A 20,371-nucleotide genomic window follows, 5' to 3' on the forward strand; every position below is an offset into this window, starting at 1 on the left:
AATAAGGGCACAGCATTGCTGTGCCCCTAAAATATTTATAGCTCCTAACTTTATTAAAAATCGACTGATGGCAGCTTGCCTTGTAGCGACTGAAATTTAGACTGAACACAGTTGGCACAATTGCAACCAACTCGATCGATTATCGGATTAGATGTTGGAATCAAGTTTGGTGTTGCCAAATCAGGAATTTGTTGTGTAGATACTACCGTCATAATTTGGATAGCATAACCAGATTTCAGGCTGGATGCGTTTGCTGGATTGACTACCAGCAGCATGGATACCAGAAATGCAGGACAGGCAAGTAGAATCAGTTTGATAATGTTCATAATTTACAAAGATACCTTTGCTGATACAGCATAGCCAATAAATTGTCGAGGTTCAACTTTAATTAGTGAGTATTGCTTAACTACGCCCGAATCCCTGACCCCGCAAAACCTTCGACCATACAAGTAATTCGCCCTGTTCGCCGCCTGCGGCCAGTAACTTGCCTTGGGGATGCCAAGCTAGGCTAGAAAATCCTGCTGAGACACCTGTGATAATTTGGGATACTTCCTTGGCTTTATTCCACAAACATAACCAGCCGTCAGCAGCAGCAGAAGCGAGAAGGAAGCTTTTGGGTGCAAAGGCGATCGCATTGATTACACCCACATGATTTGTTAATACTCGTGCTTCCCAACCTAAGGAATCATCCTCTAGCTTCTCCCATATTACAATACCTTCAACGCTAGAAGATGCCAGTATTGGCGCACCACCTACTTTAGTCATAGCTTCTGACCATGCCAATTGGCGAATTTTACCGGGGAAGCCACGCATTACCCAAGGATCGGGGTTGTTCCATTCCAAAACGGTGACACTACGATCCATATTGCCAGAAGCGAGGAATTTGCCATCGGGCGACCAAGCCATAGCTAAACTGACAGTAGTCATATCTAAGCTGTATGGTTCTTCATCCCAGCTTTGACTATGCCAAATTTTGACTCCTTTATAACCACTTATGGCTAAGTATTGTCCGTCAATCCGCCAATCTATACCCAATACTGAAGAGTTGTCGAAATTCAGCGTTACAACAATTTCATGAGTATCTGCATCCCAGACTTGGACATAACGCCCTAAACTAAAAGCTAGTTGGTTACTGGTGTAATTCCAAGCTAGCTTGTCAACCCATGCAGGGGCATTTTCCAAGGTGGCGATTAATTCAGTATCGCGCCAAATTTTCACCTGTCCATCTTGTCCACCAACGGCTAAAAATTTACCATCTGGCGAAAAAGCTAGACAGTCTACCGATTTACCGTTACCAGTTTGTAAGGTTGTGAGTTCGCCATCATTCCACAAAACTACTTCACCGGCGGCGGAAGTTGCTGCTAAAGTTTTACCTTGTGGCGACCAAGCGATCGCAGTTACATAATCTGAAAGTGTCCCCGAATAGTGTTGTTCAAATTCCTTAGATTTGGTTGTGGAGTTCATAGTTATGTAGAGAAGTTAGGAGCTAGGAGTTAGAAGTTAGGAATTTTTAACTCATAACTCCTAACTCACTTTTTATGCTAGACAGGCGAGAAAATCTTGCTTGAGTTGGGCTGCATTAAGGTTGCGACCAATAAATACCAGTTCGTTTTTGGGGGTTTCACTTGGTTTCCAAGGGCGATCAGGTTTGCCATCAAATATCATGTGTACTCCTTGGAATACAAATCGATTATCTTCTCCAGCAATATTTAAAATGCCTTTCATCCGAAAAATATCTGGGCCTTGGGTACGCAGTAACTCGGAAAGCCAAGTGTTTAATTTTTCTCCATCGACTGCACCTGCTTCTACTAAAGCCACAGAAAAGACCGTTTCATCGTGTACGTGGGCATCTTCGCCTAAGAAATCTGGATCAATTTCTAATGCTCGATCTAAATCAAAGGCTTTTACACCTAATAAAGCATCCATCCCTAGTTCAGAATTGCGGGTACGGTAGATTTTTGCGATCGCATTCATCGCCCGAATCCGTTTTTCTAATTCATTTAACTCTTCCGGCGCTACCAAATCTGTTTTATTAAGTAAAATTACATCGGCAAAGGCAATCTGTTCTTGGGCTTCGTCTGCATCCCAGTGCTGTGAGATATGCTTGGCATCTACAACTGTCACCACTGCATCTAGAGACAGTTGGCTTTGCAAATCTTCATCAACAAAAAATGTCTGAATCACTGGGGCAGGATCGGCTAATCCAGTTGTTTCAATTACTAAATGGTCAAATTTATCGCGCCGCTTCATCAAATTGCCAATGATGCGAATCAAATCGCCGCGTACTGTACAACAGATACAGCCATTGTTCATTTCAAATATTTCTTCATCTGCATCGATAATCAACTGATTATCAATACCCACTTCCCCAAATTCATTGACAATCACAGCAACTTTTTTGCCATGTTCGTAGGTAAGGATGTGATTGAGTAGAGTCGTTTTACCTGCTCCCAAATAGCCTGTCAGAACAGTAACGGGAACTGAATTATTGATTACGTCAGCCACCATACTCTAAATTCCTCTTGTCTCACCTTATGGATAATCATTATCGCCTATGATAAATCTTTTTATATTTTTGTGCGACCTTGCTGTTCTTTTAGGTTTTAGCAAAATAATCACATAATTTAATCAACAAATATTTCATTTTTCTAATTATTAATTAAAAAGAGATAGGTTAGCCATAATAGAGTTATTGTCTCTCAAAACGACAACTCAAAAACCACTCTTCAGCCCTGGGCCCACATCTTATCACTATTACAATGCCTGTTACCGCAGATAATAACTTGTGATAATTAGGGTGTAGAATGTGGAATGTTCATCTCTGATTAATTATTTTTGATATAACAAAAAATCTTGAACTGCTTCTAAAACAACTGCTGGATATTCTTCATGTAGTCCCAGAGAACCACGAATGACAACGCTTTTCACTCCTGGTAAGGCTACCAAAGCGTTCATTTCTTCTCGTGATTTGGGGGGGCTGGATTCTCCAATTACTACCATGAGCGGTACGGTTAAAGACTGCACAAGTTCCAGAAAATCAGATTGTTTGTGTACAGCATCAAGATTACCTGTTACAAAGGCAGCAGATGCAAATCGCGCTCCTGGTTGTTGAGTCGTGTGCCACTTCTTTTCAATGAAACTGGGTGTAATTTTAGCCGCATCAGTAAAGACATGACGGCGGTACATAAAACTTAAGAAAGATTGAGTAGTGTTGAGTTTGTAGAGAGCTTGACCAAGTATAGGCGATCGCACCAATTCTCTCACCATGCCAGCTATTTGCTGACTTGCCCCCATTGTCGGCAAAGGCCCACGCCAAGTAGGAGCTAATAACACAATTCGTGAGAAAGCAGCTTGCTGTTTGACAGCTAATTGTAAAACGTAACTAGCAGCATGACCAGCCGCTACCACAGTAATGGGAGTATTAAAAATAGCTTTGACAAAATCTTCCAGAAATTGCTGATAAATTTCTGGTCGGTAATTCAAGCTAGGGCGAGAAGATTCACCAAAACCAGGCCAATCTATCGCTACAACTTGAAAATTAGGAGCTAGTAACTTGGCAAGTTCGCCTACTTCCAAACGCGTCGAAACACTGCTGAAAGATGGTAGCAGCAATAGCGGTGAACCTTTACCAAGGGTTTCATAAACAACGCGCAATTGCTGGTTTTCCCAATTCCACAGATATTCTTGAACCAATCCACCAAAGCCAGTAGTAGCAGAGGTAGATAATAAATTTGTTGACATGAGACTAAATTTAGTATTAGGAGTTAGGAGTAGAGACGCGATTAATCGCGTCTGTACAGGAGTTAGGAATTCAAAACTTATCACTCTTAATTTTTGAGATTTACCTGGACTTATCTGTTTAGCTAGGTAAATCTAACTTACATTCCAACGCTTTTTTTTGCATGGTTTTGAAAATGTTGTAAAACCCATTAGCGCGGGAAGGTGTTAGGCTAACATTTAAACCTGTTTCTTGAATAAAATCTGGGGTAAGTTGGACAATCTCACTTGGTGTTAATCCATGTAATCCTTCAACCAGAAGCCCTACTAATCCTTTGGTTAATTGGGAATCAGAATCGCCCTGAAACACAACCTTACCGTCATCCAAGGCTGCTGTGATATAAACTTGAGATACGCAACCAGGAACTTTATTTTCGGGTAATTTATCAGCTTCTGGGAACTCATTGAGCTTCTGAGCATACCAGATTAGCTGTTCGTAGCGTCGCTTCGGTTCGGAAGCGCGTTGAAAGCGCTGGACAATTTTAGCGAGCGCAGGTGGCAAAGAATCTAGAGTTGAGGACATAACAGAAGCTGCAAACGATCGGTCTTACCTTGAGTGTAAATTATCTGGAGAGGGATGCCTACGGCAGGCTGCGCCTACGCGCCTCTTCTTTACCAAGGCATATCAGCTAGCTATAATATGTTAAATCTAGACAATTAGTGCGATCGCATTCGCATCAATCAGATTTTTTAATCTGTCTAATTACAAAAACTTAATTTTTTCTAAGTAAAAAATATAATTACTTGGTAGCAAATTCTTCGCGTAGCTCTATACCCCTAGAGCGTTTAAATTTTAACCGTCAATTCTCGACGATTTGGCAATGCGATGCTTACGGTGGGCTGCGCCTACGCACTTATAAAATTAGCTGCAATTAGCCTTCAACTAAGCAGCTAGGTAATAATTAATAATTAAAAATTAAAAATCAAAAAAATTCTGATTTTTAATTTTTAATTTCTCCCCCTTAAGGATTAATTCGTAGTTTGTGCAGCTAACATCTGCTTGAGCTTTTCTAATTCCGAAGCCCAACGAGGATCTGGACGAATAGCGTCTGAATCGGTGGTTGTAGTGTTGTTTTCACGAGAACCTCCGCCGCCACCACCGCCACGACGAGGCTTCTTAGAGCTTTTCTCACGGCGGCTACCTTCTCTATTAGGGCTAGGAGTGGGGGTACTACTAGCAGCAGTAACTGGTTTTGGAGCTTGCTCCTCACCCTCATCACCTTTTGTCCGAGGTAATGCCTTCTCTAGCTTAATCGGAGTGTCTTTGAACATCTGACCATTATATTTTTCAATAATTTCGTCAGCTTGTTCGTCGTTGTTGACTGTAAGAAAACCGAAACCACGGCATTTGCCAGTTTTACGGTCTTTGATTAATTTAGTAGTTACAGCATCACCTTCTGCTGCAAAAACTGCTTGCAGATCCTGACGATCTATTTCTTCTTTAGGCAAATTACCTATATATAGGCGAATGGACATGAACTATACCTCCAGAGTTAAATGAACATGGCAAGGCAAGAAAACAATCACTTGGCTTTGGCTTTTAATTAAATAGATGCTATTGACCAAGACTGCCATCAACCAATTTTTTTGATCGAAACTGTCAACCTATATAACAATACAGTTTTTCGTCGGGATCAAGCTTGTTTAATCTAAAGGCCCACACTATGTATGGTGAGCTAATAACACCTTAATTCTAAGAATTGTAAATTTAATAGCCTATTGCCTGCTAAAGTACACGCTTTCTTCCATGCCTTTTTTCGCAGAATCAAATACCATTCCTTACATTACCACGGTATTTTCTACGTAGCTAGTTTAGCGTATACATTTCCAACATTATTATTACTGTATCGTAACATAAAACACATTTTTTTATTCAAGGAAGCATATTTTGAAACAAAAACCAGCCACTGGCTGGTTAATCTCCTGCTGTGTTGGGAGAATAAAAGGTATGGAGCGGGGGAAAAAGCATTAGAGTTCACAACTAAGCTGTAATGCTGAGTTATGCCGCCTGCTATTGTTTGTGTAAATAAATGTAACACTTTGAAAGAAAACCTGCAACTTTTGTTTACATTCTGATTTGTCCTTAGTCTTTTGCTAATGACAAATGACCAATGACCAATACTTCGGCTTACCTCGGCTTTGCCCTTCGGCTACCAAGAGGACAAGCTCGGCACGAGTCGCGCGCGGTTCCTGAGCGTAGTCGTAAAGCCTGCGGCATAGCTACGCTTAGGGCGCAGCCTAAGAAGAGAAGGGCAGTACAAGTGCCCAATGCCCAATAACTAACCAGTGAGAAAAATGTATGCGCCCCAAGCCTGTGCTGCAACTACTAAAAAAGTAGACCAAATGGGATGAGGGCTATGAATGGTTTTACCACTTTGGGTTTCCAGGGTTTGGATATCGATCCAAGGTGTTGCTCCTCGGCGGAACCAACCTGTGACGATAATTTGCCTACCAATTAGATCCTGGTGATTGACTGGCTGTCCTAGCCAAGAAACATGGTGTAATTTCACTAAACCTGCGCTCGATTGAAGGATTAAATCTTGCGCTAGGGAGTTGCTAGTGCCTTGACGACCTAATAATTTACCTACAAGACGCACCCTGATACTATCAATTGGTAAGGCAGAAGGGTCAGCTAACAGGTTGGGCAGGTAATCGTCAGTTTGCACACTGGCAGGTTTAATATCGGGGAAGAAAGAATTAATCCGCATCAATGTACCGATGCTAAAGCCAATCAGAAGGCAGCCTGTAATGAAAGACCAATCTTCATATATCCACTTTAGATTTAAAAACTTGAGTGCGAATGCTAATTGCCAGGTTAGCCAGACGAAAGCTGCAAACAGAACCCCTAGAGGAATTCCCAACCAGGGAGCGATTTGTAATAAGAAAGACTGACGCTTAACTTTTGATGGTTCGCTTGCAAAATGTAGTTCGGTGTCTAGATGCCAGTGACGGGCTATTTGGCAGAGGCGTTCGATGCGATCGCCCATTAAGGGATGACTATTATTAATTGTAAACCATCGGCGATAGGGATTGGCAGTATCCCACTTCAAAAAGGATTCAAAAGATAAATTGCTGGCAATAGTGCCCAAAGAAAGGCTCTGTTGGTGGCTAACTGGTGTCAGCAGATTTAAGCTTTCTAGTTGCCAACTGGTTTCTTCCTCTTTTTGGATATCAGCTGCAATGCCAATGGCGATTTTGAGTAAAGCGCGAATCAGGGCATTGGGATTACCAGTAATTTCAGAGGCGACGCGATCGCTATAATAAAGCCGCAACCGCGACAACCATAATGCAGTCCCAGTCAGCAAACACCAAACTCCATAAACGAGACTAGCCAGAATTGTCACCGGCGAACGCCAAATTTTCCCTGATATTTTGTCTCCCCACTGCGATACTTGCTGATATAGCTGATGAATTGGTAGTGTCACCAGCAGTAACAAAGACAGCACAGCAAAATCCCAGTGAGCAATATGCCCTAGCTGCGTGGCGTAGATAATGGCGATTTCATCATCAGCTAGTTGCTCTAATAACCCCTGACTTACAACAATCCTAGCGTTACGTGGTAAACTACCATAAGTCAGGATAATTGGTGCAGCCATTGGTAAAATCCGCAGTTTGGGTAATGGCCAGTGCCTCTGTTGGCAACAACGTTGTAGCACCCGAACAGCTTCGCGGCTATGGGCATTCAACACATCTTTAGAAAATTCTCGCTGACCATACAAGTTCACCAGTAGCAGATCCAGCAACCAAGGTGATACTCCGAGCAAAATCACCAATACTATTAGCAACAATTTAGTAGGGTCGCTGTATAAAAGCTGCAATGGCTCCAGATAAGGTAGTTTGACTAGAGTCTGGTTGATGAATCCCATTGCTAACTTGAGCATTTCTCGCATCACCCAAAACAGGGCAATGAATGTTCCAGCTGTCAGCAAGCGTAAAGGGATTAATTTTGGTTTGCGTAGGGGTTGCCATGCTCTGGCGCGTTGTGCTTGTCGCCAATAAATAACGCCGAATAATTTAGCTTGGGTGCGGGTAACAGAACCCATGAAGCCGCTTAAGGGCACAGATGCTGCTGGCAATGATGTCGCTACAGTAGCTTTGAGTTTAGCTAGTGGCACCATCGGCGGTGTATCCTCGGTTTTGGTTTCTATTACTTGATCTTTTGGCTGTTCCTCTGATGTTGGAGTTTCTGGGGGAGTAACTGGGGTTGAATCTGGGGTTGAATTATCAAAAGCAACAAATCCAGTTTCGACATTTTTTGGTTCTTGATCGCGTTTTTGACGTTTTGTCAGGTGTTCGAGTGCGCGTGTTGCCCACTCTTGAACTTGCAGATTGTTACTCTCAATGAGATTCTGAGAAATAGCGATCGCTTTGGAGGCTTCTCCAATCCGTGCATAAGCCATCACTAAACCAACCTGGGCTTGTAAGCTAGCAGTAGCATTGCTTTGAATACTAGCAATAGGTTCTAGTTGAGCGATCGCTGTTTGGTAATTTCCCTGCTTGAGGGCAACTAAACCAGCCTCCAAAGACGATTTGGCATGTGAAGGCATACAAATTCTGGCACTCCAATCTCTTCTAGGTGATCCACGTTTGTGCAAAAGCGCGAACCTCGGATGCCGTGGAACTCAACCGCGCCCAAGTTTTGCTTGTCAAGTGAATGAGCAAGAAAGAATAAAGGCGTCAGTCGTCAGAATTCAGTTGGGTCTTCTGTAAGACTAATTCTGAATTCTGGATTCTGAATTCTATATTCTTCTTTATTTCTCCACTGGTTGTTGACTAGAAAATACTGGGGCAATCGCGCTTAATTTTAACTCTGGATGGTCGCCTAATAACTGTTGACAATTCCATTCATTACGGAATAGCAACACTGGCCGTCCCATACTGTCTTTAACTGTAGTGGTATTGAATATTCGTCCCACTTTTTCTAATGCTTCCCAACCACCCTCAACCCAACGGGCGACACTGTAGGGCAATAACTCTAATATGGTTTCTACACCATACTCATTTTGTAACCGAAACTGTACTACCTCGAATTGCAACTGACCCACCGCCGCCAAAATTGGATCGCGCTTGGCTTCATCAGTTGAATACATAATTTGCACAGCACCTTCTTCTCGCAATTGGGCAACGCCTTTTTGGAATTGTTTAGACTTTGAGGGGTTGGGATTCCTCAGAGATGCAAACAGTTCCGGCGAGAAATACGGAATCCCCTCATATTCGAGCTTTTGTCCCGTGTAAATTGTATCCCCGATTGCAAAAACACCGGGATTGTTCAAACCGATCACATCGCCAGGATAAGCGACATCAATCGATTCTCGCTCTTGGGCAAAGAGTTTTTGCGGGCGAGATAGACGGATGAGTTTACCAATGCGGGCGTGATTCACCATCATATCTTTTTCAAACTTACCAGTGCAAACCCGGATAAATGCGACGCGATCGCGATGTTTCGGGTCCATATTCGCTTGCAGTTTGAAGACAAACCCCGAAAATTCTGGGTATGTAGGCGGAACTTCACCAACACTGCTGACATGAGAACCGGGTTTGAGGGCATAGTCGAGGAAATACTTGAGGAATAACTCGACCCCGAAGTTAGTCATGGCGCTACCAAAGAACACAGGCGTCATTTTGCCTTCGTGTATCAACTGTAAATCTAGCTCTGGGCCAACTCCTTCTAAGAGTTCTAGATCATTTTTCAGTTGGTAGTACAGATTTTGTTCTAGCTGTTCTTCGATTCTTGGATCGCCTAATTCGACAATCGTATCACGGACTTCTCGGCTGCCGTGGGCGCTGCGTTCAAACAGGTGAATTTGTTGCTTATGTCGGTCAAAAACACCTTTAAAGCGATCGCCCATACCAATTGGCCAGTTTACTGCATAGGTTTGCAATCCCAATTCTTGCTCAATTTCATCCAACAGTTCTAGAGGTTCCCTACCTGGGCGATCAAGCTTGTTAATAAATGTAAAAATTGGGATACCCCGCAACTTACACACTTCAAACAATTTGCGCGTTTGAGGTTCCAAACCTTTTGCCGCATCAATTAACATCACGGCATTATCGGCGGCGGCAAGGGTACGATAAGTATCTTCACTGAAATCTTGGTGTCCGGGAGTGTCTAACAAATTGATTTGACAATTCTGGTATTCAAATTGCAACACTGTAGAGGTAATAGAAATACCCCGTTGTTGCTCCATCGCCATCCAGTCAGAGGTAGCCTTACGCTGTGCCCGTCGCGCTTTGACTGCCCCAGCTTCGTGAATTGCACCCCCATACAAGAGTAGCTTTTCAGTTAGTGTAGTTTTACCAGCATCGGGGTGAGATATAATCGCAAAGTTGCGGCGAAGTTCAACTGCTTGAATAAGTTCAGACTGAAGTTCAGTAGACATAAATGTATTTGTTTGTCAGCTAACTTAATTTTTTTGACTCTGGCAAGTCTTTTAATCTTAAGACAACGATGCTCATGATAGGGTCGTAGTATAACCAACAATCTAACTAAATAGGAGAAAGTAATGTACGATACAGACAAGCGAAAGCTTCTATCTGCCTTGTCTCATGGAGCGATTTTTTTCAGTACAACATTGGTATCTGTAGGCATACCTATTGCCATACTGTTTGTATCTGACGATCCTGTTGTTAGAGAAAACGCCAAAGAATCTATCAATTTCCACTTTAATGTCTGGTTTTATGGTGCGATTCTGGGAGCGCTATTTTTTCTATTCGGCTGGTTAGTGTTACCTCTATTGTTGCTGGGGCCACTAGCTGGTCTGGGATATCTATTACACTGGGGATTAACAATTTGGGCGCTGATCAAAGTTTTCGGCAATCCTGATATACCTTTCCGTTATCCCTATATTTTCAGAGTTTTTTAACACAATTTATTATTGGGCACTTGTACTGAGCTTGTCCTGAGTTTGTCCTGAGCTTGTCCTCTTGGTAGTCGAAGGGCGTAGTCGTAAAGCCTGCGGCATAGCTACGCTTAGGGCACAGCCTAAGAAGAGAAGTATTGGGCATGCGGCATTGGTAAGCTGTTAAGCATTTAAGCAAGCACATCGAGACCGCAGGGGTGGCAGTTCTTGCTGGGGGCAAGGGAGAGGGTTTGTAGCTTTTTTTGACAATGAAAATAGTGCAACTTGTCGGCGCGACAGCTTAATTGTCTGCCAAGTTTTGCCAACAGAGGGTTTTACGATTTTGAATTTTGAATTGGTTACTATGTTGTTTTTTTTCCAGCCCGTCGGATAGATGCAACCAAGCTGTAAAATACAAAACTGCCCCACAACTTGATTAAGAGTAGGGCAAAGGACAGTTAAGCACTGTTTGTAGTTTGTCTGACGGCAGGAAAATTTTAGCCTGCTTTTGTGACGCTTTGTTTTGTGTCCATTTGCGTTGTTTTTCTTGATAAAATTTTATGTTTCCTATACATCGCCCCCGTCGTCTGCGTACTCATCCTCAACTGCGTCGGATGATTCGTGAAACTGTTTTGACAACAAGCGATTTAATTTACCCACTATTTGCTGTACCGGGTGAGGGAATCGCTAACGAAGTAAAATCGATGCCCGGAGTTTACCAACTTTCGGTAGATAAAATTGTCGAAGAGGCAAAAGAAGTTTACGACTTAGGAATTCCTTCTATTATTCTATTTGGTATTCCAGCTGATAAAGATGTGGATGCCACTGGCGCTTGGCATGATTGCGGTATCGTTCAAAAAGCAGCGACGGCGGTAAAAGCAGCAGTGCCAGATTTGATTGTAATTGCTGATACTTGTTTATGTGAGTACACTAGTCACGGTCATTGTGGTTATTTACAAGTTGGTGATTTAACAGGACGAGTTTTAAATGACCCAACTCTAGAATTGTTGAAAAAAACAGCAGTTTCTCAAGTAAAAGCTGGTGCTGATATCATTGCGCCTTCTGGGATGATGGATGGCTTTGTCCAGGCAATTCGTGTAGGTTTGGATGAAGCCGGATTTCAAGATACGCCGATTTTGTCTTATGCTGCTAAGTATGCTTCGGGTTATTATGGGCCATTTCGGGATGCAGCAGATTCGACACCGCAATTTGGGGATAGAAGAACTTATCAAATGGACCCAGGTAACGCCAAGGAAGCGATTAAAGAGATTGAACTGGATATCGCTGAAGGTGCTGATATGCTCATGGTTAAGCCAGCCTTGGCATACATGGACATTATTTGGCGGGTGAAAGAAGCGACTAACTTACCAGTTGCGGCTTACAATGTTTCTGGTGAGTATTCGATGGTGAAAGCTGCAACTCTCAATGGTTGGATTGATGAGGAGCGCGTAGTTTTGGAAACTTTAACTGGGTTTAAACGGGCTGGGGCAGATTTGATTTTGACCTACCATGCCAAAGATGCGGCGCGATGGTTAAAGTAGGGACAAACGTCGCTAATCTGACAAGCAGGTAAAAGTTTGGTTGAGAGGCGGGGTGGATACCCTGAATATCTGCTAGGAGATGTACCAATAGATTTGTTGGAACACTCAAACCATAAAAAAGCGATCGCTAAATACTTAACAAGCGCTACCCATGACCTGCTATCCGTTTATACTCACGCATAGCAGGTTCTTATTCATCTTAAACATCAAATTGAATTCAAAATTAATAGCTTTTTTAATTAAATTTAATAGCTATTTTTAATAAAATTAAAGTGCAAATTGGGAAAAATAAACCTACCATTTCATTACTGCCAGAAAGCCCAAAATTAAAGCATAGGTGAATTTTTACTTTTGACTTCCGCCTTGCGGTACTAGCGCCCAGTGCTGATGTGGTTAAGTTAGTGGCTTCTGTGCCGTAAATGCAAAAATAGCAACCTAATTGCCAATTCCAGACATGTTACTCCTGTACCTAAAATGCGTAGGCGCAGCCCGGCGCAGGCATCGCCAATATTTAGGTGCAGATCTAGAAATCTAATGCTGCGACAAAAACTTCATCTTATGCAAGGTTTTAGGAGAACTTTTCCCAGGATTGGGCAACTAATTGGGTCAACCAGCGACGTTGTTGCTGATCCAGCAGTGGATCATCTGCTAACAACTGAGCGGTTAATTCTTCCAAAGATTGACCTTGAGCGCGGACAATTTTAATAACTCCAGCTATGGCACTGGCAACTAGTTCTTCATCAATCGGCTGTTGTCGTAGGGCAACAATTTCCTGGGGACTGTCTGGAATGGGATAATTCATGGCGTGGGTTTACAGAAATACAAAATGAACAATAAATTTGACAAATTCTTAAAATTTCTTCACTGAATCTTTACAAAAGTAATAGGGCGGAGTGTACCTTATTTTGTGCCTTCATAAAATCTGTCTTAGTGAGTAGATTGATCGGAGATGTCAGGAAACGATGAGAGAAATTCTTTATTTAGAAATTCCAACTTCGGATATAGGAATTGTTCGTAACTGGTTACAAACAGATTTTGAACCTGGAAATGGAGAAAAAGTGGTTACCTCGGAAGGCTTTCGCCTCAAAATTCCCACTGCAACTACAACTGCTACCGGAGCAATTTCTGAAAACTTGCCTGCGGAACTTTCGGTATTTGTCTGGTCGGTGCAACGAACTACTTATTTAAAAGTGTTTCGTTGGGCAGAACAGCCCTTTCCCAAGGAGGAGCAAATTCTGCAACGTCTAACCAAAGAAATTAGAAGCCGTTTTGGGCATCATTACCCAGAACCACCAGCAATTGATTTATCTAAGCAATCAATATTTGCAGCATTAGGCTCTGCTTACCCTCTCACCGTCAAGTATTTTCAAAAAATGCCTAACGGTGAATACGATCTAACGCGTGCCTACTGGTGGGAACAGCGATGGCGCGAAGGAGTACGGAATCCGCAGCAGCCACGTCAGGTGGTGTTTTCTGGTAAAGGGGACTGGGGACTAGGGACACTTCGACAAGCTCAGTGCATCGCTGGGGACTGGGAAAAAGAAAATCTTAATCCCCAGTACGACATCATCTATATCGGTGGCGCACTAGGCGCGATTCATGCAGCACTGATGGCAAAACTCGGATATAAAGTCTTGTTGGTGGAACGAATGCCCTTTGGGCGGATGAACCGAGAATGGAATATTTCCCGCGATGAGATTCAAAGCTTAGTTAATCTGGGTTTAGTCACCCCCACTGAGTTAGAAACCATCATTGCTAGAGAATACAAAGATGGATTCAATAAGTTTTTTGATGCGAATAATCCAGCCAAACTGCGATCGCCCGTCCTCCACACACCCACAGTCCTAAATTTAGGTTTAGATTCTGAAAAATGGCTGCAAATGTGTGGGCAAAAACTGCAAGCGGCAGGCGGTGAAATCTGGGATGAAACAGAGTTTATCCGTGCAGATATTGATATATCACAAGTTATTTTGAAAGTCAAGCACTTACCCAGTCAGGTTGAGAAGCAAGTAAGTGGACGACTGCTAATAGATGCAATGGGAACTGCGTCCCCCATCGCTTGGCAATTAAATGGTGGTCGTGCTTTTGATAGTGTATGTCCAACAGTGGGAGCGGCAATTGAGAGCGGATTTGAGCCAGAGGTATGGGATTCCCAATATGGGGACGTTCTTTATAGTCATGGGGATATTTCGCGGGGAAGGCAGTTAATTTGGGAATTGTTTCCTGGAGCTGATGATGAACTGACGATTTATTTATTTCATTACCATGAGGTCAATGCTGAAAATCCCGGTTCCTTGCTAGAGATGTACGAGGACTTTTTCACGATTTTGCCAGAGTATCGCAGGTGCGATATGGACAAATTGGTGTGGAAAAAGCCGACATTTGGGTATATACCGGGGCATTTTAGTACGGGAAGTAGCGATCGCACAGTTGCCTTTGATCGATTGATTGCGATCGGTGATGCTGCATCACTCCAATCTCCCCTCGTCTTCACTGGTTTTGGTTCGCTAGTTCGCAACTTAGAGCGTTTAACAACACTGTTGGATATTGCTCTCAAACATAACTTGTTGAGTTTTTGCCACTTGAACCAAATTCGCGCCTACCAAAGCAACGTTTCCGTGACTTGGCTATTTTCCAAAGGCATGATGGTGCCTACTGGGAAATTTTTACCACCTCAACGGATTAACTCCATGCTCAACACCTTCTTTGGGCTGTTAGCAGACGAACCCCAAGAAGTAGCAGATAACTTCATCAAAGATAGGTGTGATTGGTTAACCTTTAACCGCCTAGCACTCAAAGCAGCTAGAAAAAATCCTGCCTTACTTTTATGGATTTGGGAACTTGCTGGGCCAAGGGATTTGCTCAGATGGCTTGGTAGTTATTTCAACTTCGGTCGTCATGCCCTGGTTGGTAGTCTACTGAGTCCGTGGTTACCGTGCTTCTTGAACCGGGTAGGTTTTTGGCTAGAACCCCGGAACCCGGGATTGTGGCTATGGCTGTTAGCAATTAATTATGCGATCGCCACAGGCAAACCGCGATCGCCCACTCAAGTAGTAAAAGCCAACCCAGAAGCCATAATTCCGAAGTCAGAAGCAAGAATTCTGAATTAGGCATTGGGTACTTGTACTGAGCGAAGTCGAAGTATTGGGCATTAGTCATTAATAACTTGACTCCTAACTCCTGTACAGACGCGATTAATCGCGTCTCTCCTAACTCTTGGGGCGAAAATTTGGTAGTTCCACAGATGCCAATGACTTACGCCCCTTGGGTGGACGCTGGGGATAAACCACTGGTGAAGGTGAACTTGTATCATTGGTGTTATCACCTAATAACTCTGGAGGCAAATCAGTTGCCGACAATTCCAACTGTGTCAATTGTGAAACTTCTGACCAGTAATCTTCAATCCCTTCAGGCTGCGTCTCAGTGTGAGGTGAACTAGAAGAGACTGGTAAGTTATTGACTGGTGAGACTACAGAATTTATTGTCCAAGAAGTGGAGGTAGTTGTAGGAGAATTAATTTCTGCTTCCAACTGCTCTTCTTGTGGATTCTCTAATTCCTCATCGTCTTCTAGGATTGTTGCCAAAGTCTCCCAAATAGGTGCATCACCCTGATTACTATCTACATTCGTTTTCACCGCAGGTGGTGGCGATCCAGATGCAGGCTGGGAGGTGAAAAACATTTGGATAAGACTATCTAATTGCTGATCTAAATTTGATGATTCTGAAGTTGAAACAGCTTGCGGTGTCTCTGGGGAATCATCAATTTTTGGAGGAGGGTCCGATTCTGCTGGTGTTGACGAATCTTGCTTAACTGACCAGTTCCAAGAAGATGATGGCGTCGGAGTCGGTTCATTTCTTTGGAATGGGATTGGTGCTGACGGTTCGCCCCAAGAATTATCTAGATCATCAGTCAAGGATTCTGGTTCTGCTGACCAAGGTTGAATTGGTTGGGCGTTAGGAAACAAAGATCGAGCTTTTCTAGAGAATCTCCCTTGTCCACTAGTTATATCTTTGGGATGTTTAGCAGCATCTTCTAGGGAGTCATAGTTAGGAACTGATGTATCTAGACATTTTTCCAAAGCTGCTTTAAATTGCAGCGTCTGGCGTTGTTGTCGCATCAGTCTGGTACGCAACTCCCGACAAACAGTTTCTGATTGCAATAACTGCTGAGACTGTTCGCTGCTGTTAGTGTGTAACAAGGTACATTCTCGCTCTAGCTGGGCAAGGCGTTGTTGGCTGATTTGTAGCTGTGCTTTATAACTTTCGCTGAGAATTTCCTGGCGTTGAACAGTTTGTACAGCAGTTTCTAATTGTTGAAATAGGGATTTTATTTGTTCTTGAGCCGCAGCCAGTTCTTTTGCGTGTTGGTTGAGCATCGACTCACTAACGCTAGAACGCGTTTTCTGCCACTGCAAAACTTTTTCTGACTCAGCTAGGTTGTCTTTTAACTGCTCCACTTGTTCATACAAGTTATTGTTAGCCGCACGCAATTCTTCGTTCAATGCCAGCAGGTTCTGAAATTCCGAGTCAATAAGTGCTTGTTTGCCGCTTTCAGGCTCTGCAACCCAGTCTTCCTGGGTGGTATCTTTTGAAAATTGTGTATCTTCAGCTGGCATAAGGAATGGCAGTTTGCTGACTGTCATGTTGTCATTAGGCACAACTGAGTAAAAGGGACAACTCGCCTCCTTTGATTGTGGCGAATTAGCAGAATTTAGGGATTCCATGACAACCCCCTTGTTTGAGGTGTTAGCTTCATTCATCACTACTTGACTCACCTGCTTAAAAATATTCAGCAGTGCTGGCATTAGCATTGCTTATTAACTGTGTCTAATCAGGGTTTGCTCTCGAAGCTAAGTTTAACTCTCTCCAAGCACCAGCAATTAATCATCAATTGGTGTTCCCCATTTTGTATTTAGACTGATGCCGTTATAACACTACGATACTCTTACCCGTCAAGAAGAGACGGAAGGGGAATTCAAGCCGCCTTTGGGGATAGGCGGCAGAGAAGAGAAACCCGATGCTTAAAAACTAAACTGTATTGGCTGATGAAGTTTTTCTCTGTAGAAAAACTGCCTCACTACATAAATTATTGTCTATAATCGCATCCCCCTTAATATCTAAATTAAAAATGTATTCTTCAATACTTTTTTCTGCTGAGTTTTTTATTACTTAGGATAGATGTTAGTACAAGTATTTATTATCAGATACTAATTTTATAGTACTTACGTATTGGCAAAGACAATCAACTGTGAGTTACCTCTAGTTAAAAGGCAGAGCTTTGTAATCTCTTGTAGGAGGTACCTGCCGTTAATCCAGGAGGCAAAGCCTGTGAACGAGGTAGAGTAAGACTTTTAGCTTAACAAGCTTACGATTAACATGATAGTCAATATGTAAAGTACTTAATTACTCTTCTGTTATTTTGGGCGATCGCTATATATACCTGCTCTAGGAGTGCTGATGATTCTGCTGACAAGCGATACTGAAACAAAGCCGACACAGGCGATGCGACAAGCGATCGCCACTGCTGAAGTTGGAGATGAGCAAAAAGGAGAAGATCCGACCGTTAACCAATTGCTAGAACGGGTTGCAGATTTACTAGGCAAAGAAGCCGCTCTTTTCTTTGCCTGTGGAACCATTTGCAACTTTGTAGCAATCAAGACCCATACTCGCCCTGCTGATGTGGTGCTAGTAGAACAAATGGCACATATTATTCGAGCTGAATCGGGGGGTGCAGCGATGACTTCTGGTGTGCTGATGGAACCGATTGCCAGCGATCGAGGAATTTTTACAGTCGATGCTCTGGCTCAATCACTTGAAAGAGTTGCGACTGCTCCTTACCTTTACTCTGCAATTCCTCGCTTATTATGTGTTGAGCAAACCCACAATTTTGGAGGGGGTTCGGTTTGGCGGCTGAATGAACTAAGTGAGGTTTGCGAGTTCTCCCGTCAAAAAGGTTTAGCTACCCACATGGACGGGGCACGACTTTTAAATGCAGTTGTTGCATCTCAAACTACAGCCCAGGATTTTGCTGCCTGTGTTGATTCTGTCTGGATTGACTTTACTAAAGGACTGGGCGCACCAATCGGTGCTGTTCTTGCAGGTACACGGGAGTTCATCGCACAAGCACGTCGATATAAACACATTTTTGGTGGCGCAATGCGTCAAGCTGGCATTATTGCAGCAGGTTGTCTCTATGCGCTTGACCATCATGTTGAACGTCTACAAGAAGACCACGACAACGCAACTTATCTGGCTCAACGACTGAGTGAAATCGAAGGAATTACAGTTCAAGATCCCAAACCTGAGACAAACATTGTTTTCTTTGATGTTTCAAGACTAGGACTCGACAAAACCATGTTTCTGACTCTGTTACAGCAGCATGGTGTGAAAATGGGAGCCGTTGGTCATTTTATTCGGGCAGTCACTCATTTAGATGTTTCGCGGGCTGATCTCGATTTTGCACTTGATGCTATTTCCAAAATTGCAAAATCATCGTCGCACAAGATAATGGAGTAGCATTCCCTTACTAAAATTCTTAACTATTCTGTTTTATCTCCCTTGCTCCCTTGCCTCTATTTCAAGGTAGCCATCGCGGATGAAATCCAGCTAAGGGGAGTTGTTCTGGTCTAATTTCAACAGTCGCAGCATCAGCGATGGGCAACAGAGGCATTAACCACAGACTACTAGTAGCAATAACATCTCCATCATCAGTTTTCAAAGTATTTGTGGGTAATGATGCTGGGGGATTTGTCTGCGGTACTACTTGGTCAAATAACAAGCCCAAACCGTCAGATGATAAACTCATTTGCACATTCCGTTGAGCGGGAGGCAGTACTAGCAGTGGTTTCTGTCGCCCGGTTTTCAGATCAATTGCCACTACATAAGGCTGTTCTATGTATTGTTCCTTAGATACTAGCTGTGTCAGCAAGCAATAGAGCGTGGGTGAGGCAATATCAAATTGGCAGCTAAGAATTGAGCCTGTAGTTTTTAATAGTTGTTTCTGCACACCTTGGTTTGTCACTAAAAACAAATCTCGCGTGTAATCTGTATTAAACTTTACCATCGCTGCTTGAGAGCCATCTTTAGAAAAAGCTTGTACCAAACCAAACTGTGGCAGAAAATCTAAGGGTTTCCTGGCATCACCTTGCAGTGGTAGGATGGCTGCTCCTTGTCCTTGAGCAACTGCTACGGCTTGACTATCTGGTGTGATCATAAAGTCTCCCCCAGGTTGGCTTTGCAGACGTTTAGGGGTAGGTTTTTCTGCTGAACCGTCACTGGTTGCTGGCATAAACCATAGTCCAAAGTCGCCGGGATTAGTTTTATTGCCTCGTTGAATCACAATAGTTTGCCCATCAGGTGATAAGTCAAATTTCAGGTTTTGATAATCTTTACTATCTAAAACTAAGTCAACTTTGCCTGCTGGTTCTACTTCTTGCCTAGATTTACCAGGAACGCCTGTTGTCACTGTGTAAAGTTGGGCTGAAAGTAAGTCTTGGTTCTTAGCCGCGCGAGCCGAAAATAAAATTTTCCCTCCATCAGGAAAGCACTCAAAGTCTATTACTATCAAGTCTTGAGGGGTAAGTAGCCTTTTTTGCTCTTGGCTTAAGTTGTAAAGAACTAATCGTCCCTGTTCTTCTTTATCGGTTCCTATGTAAAGGATGACGCGATCACGTGTGCGAAAGCTACCAACAAAGGGCTGTATCACCCGATTTTTGCCTTCTTCCTTTGCAAATTTATCTTTAGCTCCCTGTAACTGCACTTTATAATTTGTGCCATAGGGTGCTGGAGTTACCAGTGTATAAACCATCCGCCGCCCAGCCCAACTGAATTTACCTGCTAGGGGTGGCTCGATTTTCAAGTTATCCTCTACGCTTTTAACTTCCATTGGGCGGCTGAAGGTGAGGGTGAAGGAGTTATCTTCTGCTCCAATTTGTTGATTTTGCCAAGTGAATTCCCGGACACGAGCAGTTACCATATCACCTTGTAATATGATTAACCCAATCAGCACACTCAGCAGTAGCATTAGTGCGATCGCGATGCGATCTAGTGGTTGGATAAATGCTTTAGATTTTGTCATTGGTTATTGAGCATGGGGCACTTGTACTGAGTTTACGGTGAGCGCAGTCGAACTGCGACTTGCCTTGAGCGTTCGCATAGCGTCTCGTAGAGAAGTCGAAAGGAGTCGAAGTATTGGACATGGGGCATAAACAAATG

At 43.1% G+C, this 20,371-nt stretch carries 16 protein-coding genes; 5 read left to right on the plus strand and 11 right to left on the minus strand.

Translation table 11 applies throughout. The annotated features are described in order from the left end of the window. Positions 1–53: 53 nt before the first annotated feature. The 8 genes from V7L20_RS19020 to V7L20_RS19055 form a co-directional block, all read right to left on the minus strand. Positions 54–326: a hypothetical protein gene (locus tag V7L20_RS19020; protein WP_334745581.1), complete on the minus strand. Its 273-nt coding sequence runs from the start codon at positions 324–326 to the stop codon at positions 54–56. Positions 327–402: 76 nt separating this feature from the next. After that, positions 403–1,464, minus strand: a complete 1,062-nt coding sequence (locus V7L20_RS19025; RefSeq protein WP_334745582.1) for a WD40 repeat domain-containing protein — start codon at positions 1,462–1,464, stop codon at positions 403–405. 72 nt (positions 1,465–1,536) lie between these two features. Continuing rightward, on the minus strand, positions 1,537–2,508 hold the full coding sequence (locus tag V7L20_RS19030) for a CobW family GTP-binding protein (RefSeq protein ID WP_334745583.1): 972 nt from the start codon (positions 2,506–2,508) through the stop codon (positions 1,537–1,539). A gap of 321 nt (positions 2,509–2,829) precedes the next feature. Beyond that, positions 2,830–3,741 carry an alpha/beta fold hydrolase gene (locus V7L20_RS19035; RefSeq protein WP_334745584.1) on the minus strand — a complete coding sequence of 304 codons (912 nt, stop codon included), beginning with the start codon at positions 3,739–3,741 and terminating at the stop codon, positions 2,830–2,832. 118 nt (positions 3,742–3,859) lie between these two features. Further along, positions 3,860–4,300, minus strand: a complete 441-nt coding sequence (locus V7L20_RS19040) for a SufE family protein (protein ID WP_109011258.1) — start codon at positions 4,298–4,300, stop codon at positions 3,860–3,862. A gap of 446 nt (positions 4,301–4,746) precedes the next feature. Continuing rightward, positions 4,747–5,253, minus strand: coding sequence for an RNA recognition motif domain-containing protein (locus V7L20_RS19045; RefSeq protein WP_334745585.1), 507 nt, complete (start codon positions 5,251–5,253; stop codon positions 4,747–4,749). 803 nt (positions 5,254–6,056) lie between these two features. Further along, a complete protein-coding gene (locus V7L20_RS19050; protein WP_334745586.1) occupies positions 6,057–8,324 on the minus strand; it encodes a M48 family metalloprotease in 2,268 nt (755 codons plus the stop codon). A gap of 204 nt (positions 8,325–8,528) precedes the next feature. Continuing rightward, positions 8,529–10,157 (minus strand): peptide chain release factor 3, encoded by a 1,629-nt coding sequence (locus V7L20_RS19055; protein WP_334745587.1) that lies wholly within the window; start codon positions 10,155–10,157, stop codon positions 8,529–8,531. 123 nt (positions 10,158–10,280) lie between these two features. On the opposite strand from V7L20_RS19055, the gene V7L20_RS19060 reads away from it, so the two are divergent. From V7L20_RS19060 to V7L20_RS19070, 3 genes are all read left to right on the plus strand, one after another. Next, complete coding sequence (locus tag V7L20_RS19060; RefSeq protein WP_334745588.1) at positions 10,281–10,640, plus strand: DUF4870 domain-containing protein; 360 nt, start codon at positions 10,281–10,283, stop codon at positions 10,638–10,640. A 536-nt stretch (positions 10,641–11,176) separates the two neighbouring features. Continuing rightward, positions 11,177–12,157 carry a porphobilinogen synthase gene (gene hemB, locus V7L20_RS19065; RefSeq protein ID WP_334745589.1) on the plus strand — a complete coding sequence of 327 codons (981 nt, stop codon included), beginning with the start codon at positions 11,177–11,179 and terminating at the stop codon, positions 12,155–12,157. Between the two features lie 36 nt (positions 12,158–12,193). Continuing rightward, complete coding sequence (locus tag V7L20_RS19070; RefSeq protein ID WP_334745590.1) at positions 12,194–12,340, plus strand: hypothetical protein; 147 nt, start codon at positions 12,194–12,196, stop codon at positions 12,338–12,340. A gap of 385 nt (positions 12,341–12,725) precedes the next feature. On the opposite strand, the gene V7L20_RS19075 is transcribed toward V7L20_RS19070, so the two are convergent. Further along, positions 12,726–12,959 carry a hypothetical protein gene (locus V7L20_RS19075; protein WP_334745591.1) on the minus strand — a complete coding sequence of 78 codons (234 nt, stop codon included), beginning with the start codon at positions 12,957–12,959 and terminating at the stop codon, positions 12,726–12,728. Positions 12,960–13,119: 160 nt separating this feature from the next. On the opposite strand from V7L20_RS19075, the gene V7L20_RS19080 reads away from it, so the two are divergent. Then, positions 13,120–15,267: an NAD(P)/FAD-dependent oxidoreductase gene (locus tag V7L20_RS19080; protein ID WP_334745592.1), complete on the plus strand. Its 2,148-nt coding sequence runs from the start codon at positions 13,120–13,122 to the stop codon at positions 15,265–15,267. A 99-nt stretch (positions 15,268–15,366) separates the two neighbouring features. Here the strand turns inward: V7L20_RS19080 and V7L20_RS19085 are convergent, their stop codons facing one another. After that, on the minus strand, positions 15,367–16,917 hold the full coding sequence (locus V7L20_RS19085; protein ID WP_334745614.1) for a hypothetical protein: 1,551 nt from the start codon (positions 16,915–16,917) through the stop codon (positions 15,367–15,369). A 697-nt stretch (positions 16,918–17,614) separates the two neighbouring features. On the opposite strand from V7L20_RS19085, the gene V7L20_RS19090 reads away from it, so the two are divergent. Further along, positions 17,615–18,673 carry a threonine aldolase family protein gene (locus tag V7L20_RS19090; RefSeq protein WP_334745593.1) on the plus strand — a complete coding sequence of 353 codons (1,059 nt, stop codon included), beginning with the start codon at positions 17,615–17,617 and terminating at the stop codon, positions 18,671–18,673. Between the two features lie 61 nt (positions 18,674–18,734). Here the strand turns inward: V7L20_RS19090 and V7L20_RS19095 are convergent, their stop codons facing one another. Then, positions 18,735–20,234 carry an Ig-like domain-containing protein gene (locus V7L20_RS19095; protein WP_334745594.1) on the minus strand — a complete coding sequence of 500 codons (1,500 nt, stop codon included), beginning with the start codon at positions 20,232–20,234 and terminating at the stop codon, positions 18,735–18,737. Between the last annotated feature and the right edge of the window lie 137 nt (positions 20,235–20,371).

This window comes from Nostoc sp. (genome assembly GCF_036916735.1).
GTDB lineage: Bacteria > Cyanobacteriota > Cyanobacteriia > Cyanobacteriales > Nostocaceae > Nostoc.

Bases quoted from the DNA above. Each gene is read 5' to 3' on its own strand.
- V7L20_RS19020 (WP_334745581.1), bottom strand. From the start codon at position 326: ATGAACATTATCAAACTGATTCTACTTGCCTGTCCTGCATTTCTGGTA.
- V7L20_RS19025 (WP_334745582.1), bottom strand. From the start codon at position 1,464: ATGAACTCCACAACCAAATCTAAGGAATTTGAACAACACTATTCGGGG.
- V7L20_RS19030 (WP_334745583.1), bottom strand. From the start codon at position 2,508: ATGGTGGCTGACGTAATCAATAATTCAGTTCCCGTTACTGTTCTGACA.
- V7L20_RS19035 (WP_334745584.1), bottom strand. From the start codon at position 3,741: ATGTCAACAAATTTATTATCTACCTCTGCTACTACTGGCTTTGGTGGA.
- V7L20_RS19040 (WP_109011258.1), bottom strand. From the start codon at position 4,300: ATGTCCTCAACTCTAGATTCTTTGCCACCTGCGCTCGCTAAAATTGTC.
- V7L20_RS19045 (WP_334745585.1), bottom strand. From the start codon at position 5,253: ATGTCCATTCGCCTATATATAGGTAATTTGCCTAAAGAAGAAATAGAT.
- V7L20_RS19050 (WP_334745586.1), bottom strand. From the start codon at position 8,324: ATGCCTTCACATGCCAAATCGTCTTTGGAGGCTGGTTTAGTTGCCCTC.
- V7L20_RS19055 (WP_334745587.1), bottom strand. From the start codon at position 10,157: ATGTCTACTGAACTTCAGTCTGAACTTATTCAAGCAGTTGAACTTCGC.
- V7L20_RS19060 (WP_334745588.1), top strand. From the start codon at position 10,281: ATGTACGATACAGACAAGCGAAAGCTTCTATCTGCCTTGTCTCATGGA.
- hemB (WP_334745589.1), top strand. From the start codon at position 11,177: ATGTTTCCTATACATCGCCCCCGTCGTCTGCGTACTCATCCTCAACTG.
- V7L20_RS19075 (WP_334745591.1), bottom strand. From the start codon at position 12,959: ATGAATTATCCCATTCCAGACAGTCCCCAGGAAATTGTTGCCCTACGA.
- V7L20_RS19080 (WP_334745592.1), top strand. From the start codon at position 13,120: ATGAGAGAAATTCTTTATTTAGAAATTCCAACTTCGGATATAGGAATT.
- V7L20_RS19085 (WP_334745614.1), bottom strand. From the start codon at position 16,917: ATGAATGAAGCTAACACCTCAAACAAGGGGGTTGTCATGGAATCCCTA.
- V7L20_RS19090 (WP_334745593.1), top strand. From the start codon at position 17,615: ATGATTCTGCTGACAAGCGATACTGAAACAAAGCCGACACAGGCGATG.
- V7L20_RS19095 (WP_334745594.1), bottom strand. From the start codon at position 20,234: ATGACAAAATCTAAAGCATTTATCCAACCACTAGATCGCATCGCGATC.